The 15445-nt window shown below is 69.0% G+C and carries 11 protein-coding genes; 10 read left to right on the top strand and 1 reads right to left on the bottom strand.

The features are described from left to right. The 3 genes from mobA to G6N31_RS03145 all read left to right on the top strand — a co-directional run bounded on the left by mobA (position 1) and on the right by G6N31_RS03145 (position 2604). Positions 1–615 carry a molybdenum cofactor guanylyltransferase gene (gene mobA, locus G6N31_RS03135; RefSeq protein WP_098004595.1) on the top strand — a complete coding sequence of 205 codons (615 nt, stop codon included), beginning with the start codon at positions 1–3 and terminating at the stop codon, positions 613–615. Positions 616–1546: 931 nt separating this feature from the next. Beyond that, entirely contained in the window at positions 1547–1882 is a 336-nt protein-coding gene (locus tag G6N31_RS03140) for a transglycosylase family protein (RefSeq protein WP_098004616.1), read from the top strand. 218 nt (positions 1883–2100) lie between these two features. Then, entirely contained in the window at positions 2101–2604 is a 504-nt protein-coding gene (locus G6N31_RS03145; protein WP_098004596.1) for a transglycosylase family protein, read from the top strand. Here G6N31_RS03145 and G6N31_RS03150 read toward each other — a convergent pair. After that, on the bottom strand, positions 2582–3760 hold the full coding sequence (locus G6N31_RS03150) for an FAD-dependent oxidoreductase (protein WP_098004597.1): 1179 nt from the start codon (positions 3758–3760) through the stop codon (positions 2582–2584). The two genes, G6N31_RS03145 and G6N31_RS03150, sit on opposite strands and share 23 nt — an antisense overlap. An 81-nt stretch (positions 3761–3841) precedes the next feature. Between G6N31_RS03150 and G6N31_RS03155 the strand changes: the two genes are divergently transcribed. The 7 genes from G6N31_RS03155 (at position 3842) to rne (ending at position 15288) form a co-directional block, all read left to right on the top strand. After that, on the top strand, positions 3842–5869 hold the full coding sequence (locus tag G6N31_RS03155) for a S9 family peptidase (RefSeq protein WP_234815397.1): 2028 nt from the start codon (positions 3842–3844) through the stop codon (positions 5867–5869). Between the two features lie 9 nt (positions 5870–5878). Then, complete coding sequence (locus G6N31_RS03160; protein WP_098004599.1) at positions 5879–7138, top strand: saccharopine dehydrogenase family protein; 1260 nt, start codon at positions 5879–5881, stop codon at positions 7136–7138. A 26-nt stretch (positions 7139–7164) separates the two neighbouring features. Beyond that, complete coding sequence (locus tag G6N31_RS03165; RefSeq protein WP_098004600.1) at positions 7165–9834, top strand: valine--tRNA ligase; 2670 nt, start codon at positions 7165–7167, stop codon at positions 9832–9834. Beyond that, entirely contained in the window at positions 9831–11270 is a 1440-nt protein-coding gene (gene folC, locus G6N31_RS03170) for a bifunctional tetrahydrofolate synthase/dihydrofolate synthase (protein WP_098004601.1), read from the top strand. Before G6N31_RS03165 ends, folC begins: the two co-directional genes overlap by 4 nt. Before the next feature lie 47 nt (positions 11271–11317). Beyond that, positions 11318–11656: a DUF4233 domain-containing protein gene (locus G6N31_RS03175; protein WP_098004617.1), complete on the top strand. Its 339-nt coding sequence runs from the start codon at positions 11318–11320 to the stop codon at positions 11654–11656. 21 nt (positions 11657–11677) lie between these two features. Further along, the gene (gene ndk / locus G6N31_RS03180) at positions 11678–12088 is read left to right on the top strand and encodes a nucleoside-diphosphate kinase (RefSeq protein ID WP_098004602.1); all 411 of its coding nucleotides are present in this window, start codon (positions 11678–11680) and stop codon (positions 12086–12088) included. A 323-nt stretch (positions 12089–12411) separates the two neighbouring features. After that, the gene (gene rne / locus G6N31_RS03185) at positions 12412–15288 is read left to right on the top strand and encodes a ribonuclease E (protein ID WP_098004603.1); all 2877 of its coding nucleotides are present in this window, start codon (positions 12412–12414) and stop codon (positions 15286–15288) included. Positions 15289–15445 lie beyond the last annotated feature (157 nt).

The raw sequence follows: 15445 nt of genomic DNA on the forward strand, positions 1-15445 counted from the left end.
GTGACGACCTCACCGCCGTTGGCCGCTTTGGTGTTGGCCGGGGGCGCCTCCCGCCGGATGGGGCGCGACAAGGCCACCTTGCCTGTGGCCGGCCCGTCGGGCACCACCACGATGGTCGAACGGATCGTCGACGTCGTCGCCACCCGCTGTGCCCCGGTCTTCGTGGTCGCCGCGCCGGGACAGGCACTGCCCGAGCTACCGGACGCGACGATCCTGCGGGACCAGGTGGCCGGAGTAGGGCCGCTGCTGGCCACCGGCCGCGGGCTGCGTGCCGCCGCCGATGCGGGTGTCGAGTACGCCTTCGTCTGCGCCGTCGACATGCCCCGGCTCACCGCCGACGTGATCGACATTCTCGCCGGGCCGGCGCACCGGCTGGGTGTCGACGTCGTCCTGCCCTGGGACGGACGTGACCACTTCCTGGCCGGCGTCTACCGCACTGCGCTGAGCGCCACGGTGAGCGCTCTCATCGATGCCGGTCACCGCAGCATGCGCGCGCTGGTCGACCGCGTCGACACCCAGCGCATCGTTTTGGCCGAGCAGGCCGCCTTGACCAACGTCAATACCGCCGACGAGTTCGCGGCCCTCGAACCTCCTGCACTGCGCCAGCAAATGTGAATTGCGAAAAATGGCGCAATTCTTTCATCCCGATCGCGAATTCGATCACAGGCCATTCTGAAATCGGAACGAGATAATCGTCGTATTTTCGCCCACTGTCGGCCGGGATGGGTGCGCACGAGGCATTACTGAAAATGTTGCACGACAACGGTTTCACTGGAAGTCAATGAGCATCGGCACTTATCGTTGCTTCGGTTAGGCGGTGTTGCGGCGGCGCAGGCCGAGGCGACTCCAAGGATTTCTTTCCCATCCCGGCGGCGGCGCATTGTCTGAACGCACAGCGCCTCCGATGCTCCTCTAAAGCTGTTGCAGCACATTGGTATTCGACAACTTCATCAGATTCGATTTCGGGTTCTGAACCAAATATGTTGCGCGCCAACATCAGAGGGTTTTAGAGACCTTGCTCCTGGCAGCGAACCATCTCGGCCCAATCGTGGTCGGCGTCAGCGAATTGTGGCACAGCCCAGCACTTCTGAGTGCGCTCACCCGACATGCTGCTAGTTCAAGCGTGGGCTGGCTCACATTTCAGTCGTGATTTGGATCACGCGGATGCCGACTGCGAGGTCACCGAACGACGGCGTCAAACCCGACGGTGACCTGCACGGACGCCTCCAGTGAGGGGTCGTGATCATTCCGTGATCTGCTCGCGACACTCGCGGATGCCGAAGTGACTTTGCGTCGGACGCTTTGTACGGTCCCAAACGACTCCTGAGGGAGCAAACAACCAAAACCACGAACCAGCGTGTGTGGGGCACCGCGGGAGGCGATCACGCTCTCCCGGGCGCTGGGCCTGCGGGCCCGGTGGGTTGCCAACCACCCAGTCGCGCCTGACCGAGACGGCGCGGCCCGAACCAGGGGCCTGATCACCAGGCAGTGCGACCGCGTGTCCACGCGGCCGTACCTCGGCATGCGCTCGGCGAAAGGATCGAAGTTGAAGAACATCCGCAAGACTTTTGGACTGGCCACCATCGCCGGCGCGCTCACTGTCGCGCCGATGGCTGCGGTGACCGGGCTGGCGGCCGGGACCGCTCACGCGGACAGCGTCAATTGGGACGCCGTGGCTGCATGTGAGTCCGGCGGTAACTGGTCTATCAACACGGGCAACGGCTACTACGGCGGCCTGCAGTTCAGCATGAGCACCTGGCGTTCCAACGGCGGCTCCGGCTCGCCCCACAACGCCAGCCGTGAGGAGCAGATCCGCGTGGCGGAGAACGTGCTGCAGACGCAGGGCATCGGCGCATGGCCGACCTGCGGCGGTCGCGGCTGACCTCAGCAGACACTGCGAGAAGGCGGTGCCGGCATTCTGCCGGCACCGCCTCTCGTCTCTCAGGGGTCTCTTACGCCAGATAAGTAACGCCTAAAACTTTCGCCACGCAGGTAACAGGTGATGTGGGTCACCCGACAGACCGGATAACCGCAACGTGAGAGCGCTCAGCACTTCACACGCGGACCTTGAGTCACAACGGTCGGGGAAGGACCGCAACGATGAACATGAGCAAGCTGGTTTCCAAGGGTTTGATGGCCACCGCAATCACCGGAGCGCTCGCCGTCGTGCCGATGGCACTGTCGGACAGCACCACCGCCACGGCCCATGCCGACTCGGTCAACTGGGACGCCATCGCGCAGTGCGAGTCCGGCGGCAACTGGTCGATCAACACCGGCAACGGCCACTACGGAGGCCTGCAGTTCAAGCCGGCCACCTGGACGGCCAACGGCGGTCAGGGCAACCCGGCCCGCGCCTCCCGCGCCGAGCAGATCCGGGTCGCCGAGAACGTCCTGCGCACGCAGGGCATCAAGGCCTGGCCGAAGTGCGGTCCCAAGGGCCTGACCACCGCCAGCTGGACCACCACTCCCGCCCCGACTGCACCCGCCGCCCCGGCGCCGGCCCGCGCCAACGGATGCGCGGGAATGCCGACATCGGTGTTCGGCGGCATCATCGACCTGCGCCAGATGTGCACCGCGCTGTTCATCCCGCGCGCCGCCCGCTGACCTGCGCCGCCGTCGGCAGCCGGAAGGCGCTGCGCGCAGCGATCGAGGACAGATGTGCGGTCACGGCGGCCTCCGGGATCAGCGCCGACGCGCGGCTGGCGACCCCACTGAGCGCCGCGGGTCGTAGATTGACGATCCGCCCGATCAGCGCCGACTCCCGTATCAGCGGGGCGACCCGCCGGCGCCGGAACGCCGCGAAGCCGTCGAATGCGGCGGTCAGCCCGTCGGCGAGCTCGACAAACCGCGCCAGGATGACCCCGTCCTCGATGCCTTGGCAACCGCCTTGGCCGAGGTGCGGCCGCATCGGGTGGGCGGCATCGCCCACCAGGACCACCGGACCGCGCGACCACCGGCGCGCCCGCTGGCGGTCGTAGAGGTCGTTACGCAGCAGGCCGGCCGGCTCCGTCGCGTCGATCAACGCCGGTATCGGGTCGGCCCAGCCCTCGAACAGCTGCCGCAGATGGTCCTGCTTCCCTTCGGGAGACCGGGCATTCTCCGGGACACGTTCGGTGGCGAACCAATAGGTGTGCTCGTCGCCCAGGGGGACGTGACCGAATTCGGTGCCCGGCCCCATCGTCTCCCCGGACAGCGCAGGGTCCAAGGGGTAGGCGGCGATGCCGCGCCACGCGGTGTACCCGACGTAGCGGGCGCGCAACGGCCCGTTGAGGACGCGGGCCAGTACTGAGCCCACCCCGTCCGCACCGACCACGGCCTGGGCGTCCACTGCGTGCCCGTCGGCCAGGTGCAGCTGAACCGACGACGCGTCGATCCCGACCCCGGTCACGGTGCAGCCGGTGCGCACGGTCCCCGCGCGCAGCGCTGCGCGCAGGATGTCGGTCAACTCCGCGCGGTGGATCACCACCAGCGGTTCTCCGAGCGCAGTGACGATGCGCTGCGCGGCAGGGCGGCGCAGCCAGGAGCCGTCACGCCACCGCAACGCGCCGGCGCTGACCCGGCCGCCGGCGCGCCGCACCGGATCGCCGAGGCCGAGTTCGTCGAGTGCGGCCAGCGCGTTGGGCCAGATGCTGATGCCGGCACCGCTGGCGACATCGATGCGCTGCTCGAACACCGCGACGTCATGTCCGGCCTGCTGCAACGCGACCGCCGTGGTCAACCCCGCGATCCCGGCCCCGACGACGACGATCCGAGCGGACATGCAGCGACTGTATCGAGGCGGCCCCGCCAGCACGCGGTCGCGTCGCGTCAACTCCGGGCAGCAGTGTGTTACGACATTCGGGTGCCTCCCGCTGACGAAGATCCCGCCGCGAGAACGTCGCCGACAGCCTTGCCGGCGCCCTTTCACGACCTCGACGACTTCCTCGCCCTGCCGCGGGTGTCCGGGCTCGCGGTGTCTGCCGACGGCACCCGTGTGGTCACCACGGTGTCCGAGCTCAACGACAAGCGCACCGAATTCGTCAGCGCCGTATGGGAACTCGACCCCGAAGGGCAACGGTCGGCCCGTCGGCTGACCTACGGCATCAAGGGTGAGTCGGCGCCGGAGTTCACCGTCGACAACGACCTGTTGTTCCTCGCGGTGCGGCCCGGCCCGGATGACGACGCCCCACCGCGCTCGGTCTGGCGGCTGCCCGCCGGCGGCGGGGAAGCCGCCGAGCTGATCACCTTTCCCGGCGGGGCGGACCGGGTCCTGTCGGCGCGCGCCGCGACGACCACGGTGCTGGGCGCCTCGATGCTGACCTTGGCGGACACCGTCGACGACGACCGACGACTGCGCACCCTGCGCAAGGACACCAAGGTCTCGGCGCTGCTCCACACCGGCTACCCGGTGCGGTACTGGGATCACGACCTCGGGCCGGGGCAGGCCCACCTGTTCGCCGACGACGGGGCTGCCGAAGCCCGTCACCTCACACCGCATCCCGGTGATGCGCTGCGGGAGGCCGACATCGACCTCAGTCGCGACGGCGCCTTCCTCGTGACGACGTGGCGACAGCCGGCGCCGCGCGGAGGGCGGCGCAGCGTTCTGGTGCGCATCGACGTCGACAGCGCCCGCCGCACCACGGTGGCCGACGATCCCGACGCCGACCTGGGCACTCCGGCCATCTCACCGGACGGACGGTCGGTGGCCTACCTGCGGGAGACGTTGTCCACCCCGCAGAGCGTGCCGCGGATCACGTTGTGGCTCAAACACTTCGACGGGCACGCTGTCGAGCTGACCGGCGCCTGGGACCGTTGGCCCACGTCAGTGACGTGGAGCTGTGACGGCTCGTCGTTGCTCGTGACCGCCGACGACAACGGGCGCGGGCCGATCTTCGTCGTCGACCCGTCCGGCCCGGAGGTGCGCGCACTGGTCGCCGACGACTACACCTACACCGATGTGCGCGCAGCCCCGGGCGGGGTGGTGTACGCGCTGCGCAGTTCCTATCTCGCGCCGCCGCACCCGGTGCGTATCGATCCCGACGGCTCGGTCGCGGTGCTGCCGTGTGTCGATATGCCCGCCATCCCCGGCGCGTTGGAGGAGGTCACCGCCCGGACGGCCGATGGACACACCGTCCGGTCCTGGCTGGCGCTGCCGCGCGACGACGCTCCGGCACCACTGCTGGTGTGGATCCACGGCGGACCGTTGGCCAGTTGGAATGCCTGGCACTGGCGGTGGAACCCCTGGGTGATGGTGGCCGCGGGCTACGCGGTGCTGTTGCCCGATCCTGCGCTGTCGACCGGGTACGGTCAGCACTTCATCCAACGGGGTTGGGGCGCCTGGGGGGCGGCCCCGTATACGGACGTGATGGCGGCCACCGACGCCGCCTGCGCGCACCCGAAGGTCGACGCGCGCCGCGCCGCGGCGATGGGCGGATCGTTCGGCGGCTATCTGGCCAACTGGATCGCCGGGCACACCGACCGCTTCTGCGCGATCGTGACCCACGCCAGTCTGTGGGCGCTCGACCAGTTCGGCGCGACCACCGACGGCGCGTACTGGTGGGCGCGGGAGATGACGCCGGAGATGACCGCGGCGAACTCGCCGCACCGCTTCGTCTCCGACATCGTCACCCCGATGCTGGTCATCCACGGTGACAAGGACTACCGGGTTCCGATCGGCGAGGCGCTGAGGCTCTGGTACGAACTGCTCAGCGCCTCGGGATTGCCCGCAGCCGACGATGGCAGCACCGAGCACCGGTTCCTGTACTTCCCGTCGGAGAATCACTGGGTGCTCAACCCGCAACATGCCAAGCTCTGGTATCAGACCGTGCTGGCGTTCCTGGCCCGTCACGTGCTCGGGCGGGACGGCGAGTGGCCCGAACTGCTCGGGTAACGTCGAATCATGGTTGATGCTGATCGCGAATTCGACATTGTCCTCTACGGCGCGACCGGATTCGTCGGCAAGCTGACGGCCGAGTACCTCGCCACGACGGCCACCGGGCCCGGGGCGCGGATCGCGCTGGCCGGGCGCTCTGCCGACCGACTGCTCGCGGTCCGCGAATCGCTCGGCCCGCAGGCACAGTCCTGGCCGCTGATCACCGCCGATGCATCCCAGCCGTCCACGCTGGCCGACATGGCTGCCCGGACCCAGGTCGTGGTCACCACCGTCGGACCGTATCTGCGCTACGGCGAACCGTTGGTGGCCGCGTGCGCGGCCGCCGGCACCGACTACGCCGACCTGACCGGCGAGACGCTGTTCATCCGGCGGTGCATCGACACCTACCACAAGCAGGCCCAGGACACCGGTGCGCGCATCGTGAACTCGTGTGGGTTCGACTCCATCCCCTCGGATCTGACCGTCTTCGCGCTGTACCGGCAGGCCCAGCGCGACGGCACCGGCGAGCTCGAGGACACCAACTTCGTCGTGCGGCGCTTCGCCGGGGGAGTGTCGGGCGGCACCGTGGCCTCGATGACCGAGCTGGCCCGCGAAGCCTCCCTGGATCCCGAGGCGCGCCGGCTGCTCAACGACCCGTACACGCTGACCCCGGACCGCGCCGCCGAGCCCGAACTCGGGGGACAACCCGACGCGCGGTGGCGCCGCGGCCGCGAGATCGCCCCGGAGCTCGACGGCTACTGGGTCGGCGCCTTCGCGATGGCGCTGCCCAACACGCGCATCGTGCGACGCACCAACGCGCTGCTGGACTATCCCTACGGCCGCCGCTTCGAATACGCCGAGCAGATGAGCGTCGGACGTTCGATCGCCGCGCCGGTGGCCGCGGCGATGGCCACCGGCGGCAACGTCGCGACGATGGGGCTGGGCAGCCGGTTCCTGAATCGGGTGCCCCGCGGGCTGCTGGAGCGGGTGCTGCCCAAGCCGGGAACCGGACCCAACGAACAAACCCGCGAACGCGGTCACTACACCGTCGAGACCTACACCACCACCTCCGGCGGCGCGCGCTACCGGGCGACGATGTCCCAGCAGGGCGATCCCGGCTACAAAGCCACCTCGGTGCTGCTCGCCGAAAGCGGGCTGGCCCTGGCGCTGGACCGGGACAAGCTGTCTGACCTGCACGGAGTGCTGACCCCGGCGGCGGCGATGGGCGACGCGCTGCTGGAACGCCTGCCGGCGGCGGGGGTGTCGTTGGAGGTCTCTCGGCTCTGACCGCGCCGCCTTCCTAGAATGGCTCGGTGACCTCCCAGCCTCTCACCAATCCCGGTCTCGACGCCCTGCCCAAGACATGGGAGCCGGCGGCGGTGGAAACCGGGCTCTACGACGGCTGGGTGCAGGCCGGATATTTCACCGCCGACCCCGGCAGCGCCAAACCGGCCTACTCCATCGTGCTGCCACCGCCCAACGTCACGGGCAGCCTGCACATGGGCCACGCGCTGGACCACACGCTGATGGATGCGCTGACCCGGCGCAAGCGGATGCAGGGGTATGAGGTGTTGTGGCTGCCCGGCATGGACCACGCGGGCATCGCCACCCAAACCGTGGTGGAGAAGCAACTCGCCGTGGACGGCAAGACCAAAGAGGATTTCGGTCGCGAGCTGTTCATCGAGAAGGTGTGGGACTGGAAGCGCGAGTCCGGCGGCACCATCGGTGCCCAGATGCGGCGCCTCGGCGACGGGGTCGACTGGAGCCGCGACCGCTTCACCATGGACGAAACGCTCTCGCGGGCGGTGCGCACCATCTTCAAACGGCTCTTCGACGCGGGGCTGATCTACCAGGCCGAGCGATTGGTGAACTGGTCACCGGTGCTGCAGACCGCGATCTCGGACCTCGAGGTGAAATACGAGGACGTCGAGGGCGAACTGGTGTCGTTCCGCTACGGCGCACTGTCCGACGCCGAACCCCACATCGTGGTGGCCACCACCCGGCTGGAAACGATGCTCGGCGACACCGCGATCGCAGTGCACCCCGATGACGACCGCTACCGCCATCTGGTCGGGCAGACGCTGCCGCACCCGTTTCTGGATCGTCGCATCAGCATTGTTGCCGACGAGCACGTCGACCCCGAATTCGGTACCGGCGCAGTCAAAGTCACGCCCGCGCACGACCCGAACGACTTCGAGATCGGGCTGCGGCACCAGCTGCCGATGCCGTCGATCCTCGACACCAAGGGCCGCATCACCGACACCGGAACCCGTTTCGACGGGATGGACCGGTTCGAGGCGCGGGTCGCGGTGCGGGAGGCGCTGGCCGCCGAGGGGCGCATCGTCGCCGAAAAACGCCCCTATCTGCACAGCGTGGGCCACTCCGAGCGCAGCGGTGAACCGATCGAGCCACGGCTGAGCCTGCAGTGGTGGGTCAAGGTGGAAGCTCTGGCCAAGGCTGCCGGTGACGCAGTCCGCAACGGTGACACCGTGATTCACCCGGCCAGCCTGGAACCGCGGTGGTTCGGATGGGTCGACAACATGCACGACTGGTGCATCTCGCGGCAGCTGTGGTGGGGTCACCGCATCCCGATCTGGCACGGGCCCGATGGCCAGATCGCCTGTGTCGGACCGGATGAAACCCCGCCGGACGGGTGGGAACAGGACCCCGACGTGCTCGACACGTGGTTCAGTTCCGCGCTGTGGCCGTTCTCGACGATGGGGTGGCCCGACCGCACCCCCGAGCTGGAGAAGTTCTATCCCACCACGGTGCTCGTCACCGGCTACGACATCCTGTTCTTCTGGGTGGCGCGGATGATGATGTTCGGCACCTTCGTCGGCAACGACCCGGCGATCACCGGCGATGGGTCGGGCCCGGACGCTCGACCTCGGGTGCCCTTCGAGAACGTGTTCCTGCACGGGCTGATCCGCGACGAGCACGGCCGCAAGATGAGCAAGTCGCGCGGCAACGGGATCGATCCGCTGGACTGGGTGGAGAAGTTCGGAGCGGACGCGCTGCGGTTCACCCTGGCCCGTGGTGCCAGCCCCGGCGGCGACCTGTCCATCGGCGAGGACCATGCGCGTGCGTCGCGTAACTTCGCCACCAAGCTGTTCAACGCCACGCGATTCGCCTTGCTCAACGGCGCCGCCCCGGCGCCGCTGCCGCCGCTGGAACAACTCACCGACGCCGACCGCTGGATTCTCGGCCGGCTGGAAGAGGTTCGTGCCGAGGTTGATTCGGCCTTCGAGGGATACGAGTTCAGCCGGGCGTGCGAGGCGCTCTATCACTTCGCGTGGGACGAGTTCTGCGACTGGTACGTCGAGTTGGCCAAAGTTCAGCTCGGACAAGACATCTCTCACACGACCGCGGTGTTGGCGGCCGTGCTGGACACGCTGCTCAAACTGCTGCACCCGGTGATGCCGTTCGTCACCGAGGTGCTGTGGAAGACCCTGACCGGAGGCGAGTCGCTGGTCATCGCCGACTGGCCCGAACCCAGCGGCATCACCGTCGATCCGGCTGCGGCGCAACGCGTGACCGACATGCAGAAGCTGATCACCGAGGTGCGGCGGTTCCGCAGCGATCAGGGGCTGGCCGATCGCCAGCGGGTGCCGGCGCGGCTGTCCGAGATCACTGCGGCTGGTCTGGACAGCCACGTGCCGGCGATCAGCGCCCTGGCCTGGCTGACCCCGCCTTCGGCGGACTTCTCCGCATCGGCCGCGGTCGAGGTGCGGCTGTCGGACGCCACCGTGGTGGTCGAGGTCGACACCTCCGGCACCGTCGACGTCGCCGCCGAGCGGCGACGGCTGGAAAAGGACCTGGCCGCCGCGCAGAAGGAACTGGCGGGCACCTCGGCGAAACTGGGCAACGACGCGTTCCTGGCCAAGGCGCCGGCCGACGTCGTCGACAAGATCCGCGCCCGCCAGCAGGTGGCCGACGAGGAAGTCGCGCGGATCACGGCACGCCTGGCTGCGCTGCGGGAATGACGAACCCGCACGCCCCCGAGCCGACACCCGACGAGGTCGCGGCGCTGCTGCAGGTCGAGCATCTGCTCGACCAGCGGTGGCCGGAGACCAAGATCGAGCCCAGCACGGCGCGGATCGCGGCGCTGATGGAGATGCTGGGGTCCCCGCAGTTGGGCTACCCGTCCATCCACGTCGCCGGCACCAACGGCAAGACGTCGGTGGCGCGCATGATCGACGCCTTGCTGACCGCGCTGCACCGCCGCACCGGCCGCACCACCAGCCCCCACCTGCAGTCGGCGGTCGAGCGCATCAGCATCGACGGTGCCCCGATCAGTCCGGCCACCTACGTCGAGACCTACCGCGAGATCGAGCCTTTCGTCGAACTCGTCGACCAGCAGTCCGAGTCCGGTGCACTCGGCGAGCCGGGCCCGAGGATGAGCAAGTTCGAGGTCGTCACCGCGATGGCGTTCGCCGCGTTCGCTGATGCGCCGATCGACGTCGCCGTCGTGGAGGTCGGTCTCGGGGGGCGCTGGGACGCCACCAACGTCGTCAACGCGCCGGTGGCCGTCATCACTCCGATCGGGTTGGACCACACCGACTACCTGGGCGACAACCTGGCGACGATCGCCGGCGAGAAGGCCGGCATCATCCACCGGCAGCGCGACGACCTCGTCCCCACCGACACCGTCGCGGTGATCGCGCGCCAGGCCCCGGAAGCCATGGAAGCCCTGCTGGCGCAGGCGCTGCGCGCCGACGCGGCGGTCGCGCGCGAGGATTCCGAGTTCGCTGTGCGCAGCCGTGCGCTGGCCATCGGCGGTCAGCTGCTCGAACTGCAAGGCCTCGGCGGCGTCTACCCGGAGATCTTCGTCCCACTGCACGGCGAACACCAGGCGCACAACGCGGTGCTCGCGCTCGCCGCGGTCGAGGCGTTCTTCGGGGCGGGGGCCCAGCGCCAACTCGACGTCGACGCCGTACGGGCGGGTTTCGCCAGCGTCACCTCGCCCGGACGGATGGAGAGAATGCGCAGCGCCCCCACCGTCTTCATCGACGCCGCGCACAATCCGGCCGGCGCCGCGGCGCTCGCGCAGGCGCTGGGGGAGGAGTTCGACTTCCGCTTCCTGGTCGGCGTGGTGTCGGTGATGGCCGACAAGGACGTCGACGGGATTCTCGCCGCTCTGGAGCCGGCCTTCGATCAGCTCGTCGTCACCCACAATGGCTCGCCGCGCGCGCTGGAGGTCGACGCGCTGGCCGTCAAGGCCGAGGAGGTGTTCGGCCCCGAGCGGGTGATCGTCGCAGCGACCCTGCCCGACTCGATCGAAACGGCCACCGCCTTGGTCGAGGACTCCGGCACCGACGACGAATCCGGAGCCGGGATGAGCGGCGCCGGGATCGTGATCACCGGCTCGGTGGTGACCGCCGGTGCGGCGCGCACCCTCTTCGGAAAGGATCCGGCGTGAGTGTACCCAACTCGGCTCCCGACCCGTGGCGCAGCTTCCGCGGCGTGATGGCCGGCACATTGATCCTCGAGGCGATCGTGGTCTTGCTGGCGCTGCCCGTTGTCGGTGCGGTCGGCGGCGGCCTGACGCCGGTGTCGACCAGCTATGTCATCGGCGCGGCGGTCCTGCTGGTGCTGATGGCGGGCGTGCAGGGACGGTCCTGGGCCATCTGGGCGAACCTGGCCGTCCAGCTGCTCCTGGTCGGCGGCTGGGTGATCTATCCGGGGCTGGGTTTCATCGGGGTGCTGTTCCTGGTGGTGTGGTTGCTGATCGCGTACCTGCGGGCCGAGGTGCTGCGCCGGCAACGGCGCGGTCTGCTGCCCGGTCAGCAGGCCGACCCCGAGTGAGCACTCGGTAGGCTGTCGGCCGTGACTGAGCGAACCCTGGTTCTGATCAAGCCCGACGGTGTGCAGCGCCGGCTCGTCGGGGAGATCATCAGCCGTATCGAAGCCAAAGGCCTGGACATCGTCGCCCTCGAGCTCAAGAGCGTCAGCGACGACCTCGCGCGCGCTCATTACGCCGAGCACGACGGCAAGCCGTTCTTCGGCTCGCTGCTGGAGTTCATCACCTCCGGACCGGTGGTAGCGGCCGTTCTGGAGGGTCCCCGGGCCATCGCGGCGTTCCGGCAACTGGCCGGGGGCACCGATCCCGTCGAGAAGGCCGTCCCGGGCACCATCCGTGGCGACCTCGGCCTGGAAACGCAGTTCAACCTCGTGCACGGGTCGGACTCGCCGGAGTCGGCGGCCCGCGAGATCGAACTCTGGTTTCCCGCGGGCTAACTGCCGTCGACGACGCGACTGACCCGGCCTGAACGGATCACTCGTTGTGGTGTGGGATACTGGCCTCGGGTGACCGTCCTGACAGACCCGGGCCGGCTACCCGAATGAAGACTTCGACGAGCGCGACCACCGGTGACGCGGTGCGGCGCGGGCCCGTCCAGCCATCATTCAGACCGGCTGCGAGCTCGGACCCACGGGATCGACTCGGAGCAAGACCATAACGAGTCCGGGAGTACCGAGAAATCGGAGCTCGGACGCCAAATCGGGAGCCCTCGCGTGGCCGCGTCAGCAACACGACGCGCCCGGGGGCTTGAGGAGAATACGTGGCCGACAATGAGAACTTTCCAGCACCGACCCACGATCTCCCGGAAGAGGCCCAGCAACCTGCTGACTCTGCCGGTGAAGTGCAGGAAGCGCCGCCCGAACGGCTGAGGGTGCACTCGCTGGCGCGGGTGCTCGGCACCACCAGCCGGCGGATCATCGATGCGCTGGTCGAGCTCGATGGCCGGGCGCGCAGCGCCCACTCCACCGTCGGCCGCGAAGAAGCCGACCGTGTGCGCGAGGTGCTCGCTCAGCCGGAGGCCGCGGCCGAGGCCGAGTCGCAGCCCGCGGCCGAGACCCCGGCTGAGCCGGAACCGGCCGCGTCCGACGCCGGGAGCAGCCCCGCCGAGGTGACGGCGGAAGAAGAGCCCGAATCGCGCCTGATCCTGGAGGCACCGACCCCGCCGGCCGCCGAGCCCGCCGACTATCTGCCGTTGTTCGTCGCCCCGCAGCCGGTGCGGTTCGACGAGGTGCGCAGCGGCGACGATTCCGACGATGCCGACGACGACGCCGCCGACTCTGATGCCGACTCGGACGACGACACCGACGCCGACGACGACCAGAACGGGCGGCCGGCCGCCAAGCGGCGCCGGCGCGGTCGCCGGGGCCGCGGCCGGGGCCGGGGCGAACAGAACGGCGACGACGCGTCGTCCGACGGTGACGGAGACAACCAGACCGATTCCGACGGAGGCGGTGCCGACTCCGACGCGGATTCTGACGACGACAACGGCGATGAGGACCAGAACGGCGGCGACGGCACCAGCCGGCGCCGGCGCCGCAGGCGTCGTCGCAAGTCCGGCTCGGGCGACGACAGCGACAGCAACGGCTCCTCCGACGACCCGCCCAACACCGTCGTCCACGAGCGCGAACCCCGCAAGAACGAGAAATCCACCGCGGATCCCGACGCGATCCAGGGCATCAGCGGTTCCACCCGCCTCGAGGCCAAACGGCAGCGCCGCCGCGACGGCCGCGACGCGGGCCGACGTCGGCCGCCGATCCTGTCCGAAGCCGAATTCCTGGCGCGCCGGGAGGCCGTCGAGCGGGTGATGGTGGTGCGCGACAAGGTCCGTACCGAGCCGCCGCACGAGGGCGCCCGCTACACCCAGATCGCGGTGCTCGAAGACGGGGTGGTCGTCGAGCACTTCGTGACCTCCGCGGCGTCGGCCTCGCTGGTCGGCAACATCTACCTGGGCATCGTGCAGAACGTGCTGCCGTCGATGGAAGCGGCGTTCGTCGACATCGGCCGGGGCCGCAACGGTGTGCTCTACGCCGGCGAGGTGAACTGGGAGGCCGCCGGCCTGGGCGGGCAGAACCGCAAGATCGAACAGGCCCTCAAACCCGGCGACTACGTCGTCGTCCAAGTCAGCAAGGACCCCGTCGGGCACAAGGGTGCCCGCCTGACCACCCAGGTCAGTCTCGCCGGCCGGTATCTGGTGTACGTGCCGGGCGCCTCGTCGACCGGCATCAGCCGCAAGCTGCCCGACACCGAGCGACAGCGGCTCAAGGAGATCCTGAAAGAGGTCGTGCCGTCCGATGCCGGCGTGATCATCCGGACCGCCTCTGAAGGCGTCAAGGAAGACGACATCCGCGCCGACGTCGAGCGGCTGCAGAAGCGCTGGAGCGAGATCGAGGCCAAGGCTGCCGAGATCACCGCGAAGAAGGCCGGTGCCGCGGTCGCGCTCTACGAAGAGCCTGACGTGCTGGTCAAGGTCATTCGCGACCTGTTCAACGAAGACTTCTCCGGACTGATCGTCTCCGGCGACGACGCCTGGAAGACGATCAACGACTACGTCGAAGCCGTGGCGCCCGAACTGATGCCGCGCCTGACCAAATACGAACCCGCAGGATCGGGCGACGGGTCGGGACCCGACGTGTTCGCCGTGCACCGTATCGACGAACAGCTGACCAAGGCGCTGGACCGCAAGGTGTGGCTGCCGTCGGGTGGAACCCTGGTCATCGACCGCACCGAGGCGATGACCGTCGTCGACGTCAACACCGGCAAGTTCACCGGGTCCGGCGGCAACCTCGAGCAGACCGTGACGCGCAACAACCTCGAAGCCGCCGAGGAGATCGTGCGTCAGCTGCGACTGCGAGACATCGGCGGCATCGTGGTCATCGACTTCATCGACATGGTCCTGGAGTCCAACCGCGACCTGGTCCTGCGCCGGCTGACCGAGGCGCTGGCCCGCGACCGGACCCGCCATCAGGTTTCGGAGGTGACGTCGCTGGGTCTGGTGCAGCTGACCCGCAAGCGGCTCGGCACCGGACTCGTCGAGGCCTTCTCCACGTCATGCACCCACTGCGGTGGGCGCGGAATCATGTTGCACGGCGACCCCGTGGACTCCACCTCGTCCGGCGGCGGCAAGAAGTCCGAGTCCGGTGGCGGGGGCGGCCGCCGCGGCAAGCGGGGCAAGCGCGGCAATCGTGAGCAGGACGTGCAGGTCGCGAAGCTGCCCTCGCACAGCCCCGGCGACCACCCGATGTTCAAGGCGATGGCCGCCGCCAACGGCAAGCACGAGGACGATGACGATGACACCGGCGACGCCGAGGAATCGGCGCAAGACGTCGCCGAGCTCGAACCGGACACGATCCGCCAGGCCGTCGGCGACACCGACGACGGCGACGAGGACGACACCGAGGATGACGACACCGACGACGACGAGAACGACGAGAACGACGAGGACGAGGACGACGAGGACGAGATCGACCTCGACGACGACGAGGAGGAGATCGAGGACGACATCGACGTCGTGAACTCGGACGACTCCGAGAACGACGACAACGACTCCGAGGATGAGGTGCCTGTCGCCGTCTCGCGTCCGGGCCGGCACCGGCGCCGCGCAGCCGCCCGCCCGGCCGGCCCACCCAGCCAGGACTGAGCGGTTTGATTCTCCAGCCGCTGGTCACGTAACCTTGAGCAGTTGTCTCCAGGGCCTGCCCCCGGCCGGCCGGAGAGCGGGATTGACGTCCCGCACCCAGACCCGCACGCACACCCACCGGTGATGCGCGCCCGCACGCGAGCAGAGGAAGACCAAC

Origin of the sequence: Mycolicibacterium duvalii (assembly GCF_010726645.1) — a bacterium.
GTDB classification, from domain to species: Bacteria; Actinomycetota; Actinomycetes; order Mycobacteriales; family Mycobacteriaceae; genus Mycobacterium; species Mycobacterium duvalii.

Coding starts and splice junctions, on each gene's coding strand:
- G6N31_RS03145 (WP_098004596.1), top strand. CDS start 2,101: ATGAACATGAGCAAGCTGGTTTCCAAGGGTTTGATGGCCACCGCAATC.
- G6N31_RS03150 (WP_098004597.1), bottom strand. CDS start 3,760: ATGTCCGCTCGGATCGTCGTCGTCGGGGCCGGGATCGCGGGGTTGACC.
- G6N31_RS03160 (WP_098004599.1), top strand. CDS start 5,879: ATGGTTGATGCTGATCGCGAATTCGACATTGTCCTCTACGGCGCGACC.
- folC (WP_098004601.1), top strand. CDS start 9,831: ATGACGAACCCGCACGCCCCCGAGCCGACACCCGACGAGGTCGCGGCG.
- G6N31_RS03175 (WP_098004617.1), top strand. CDS start 11,318: ATGGCCGGCACATTGATCCTCGAGGCGATCGTGGTCTTGCTGGCGCTG.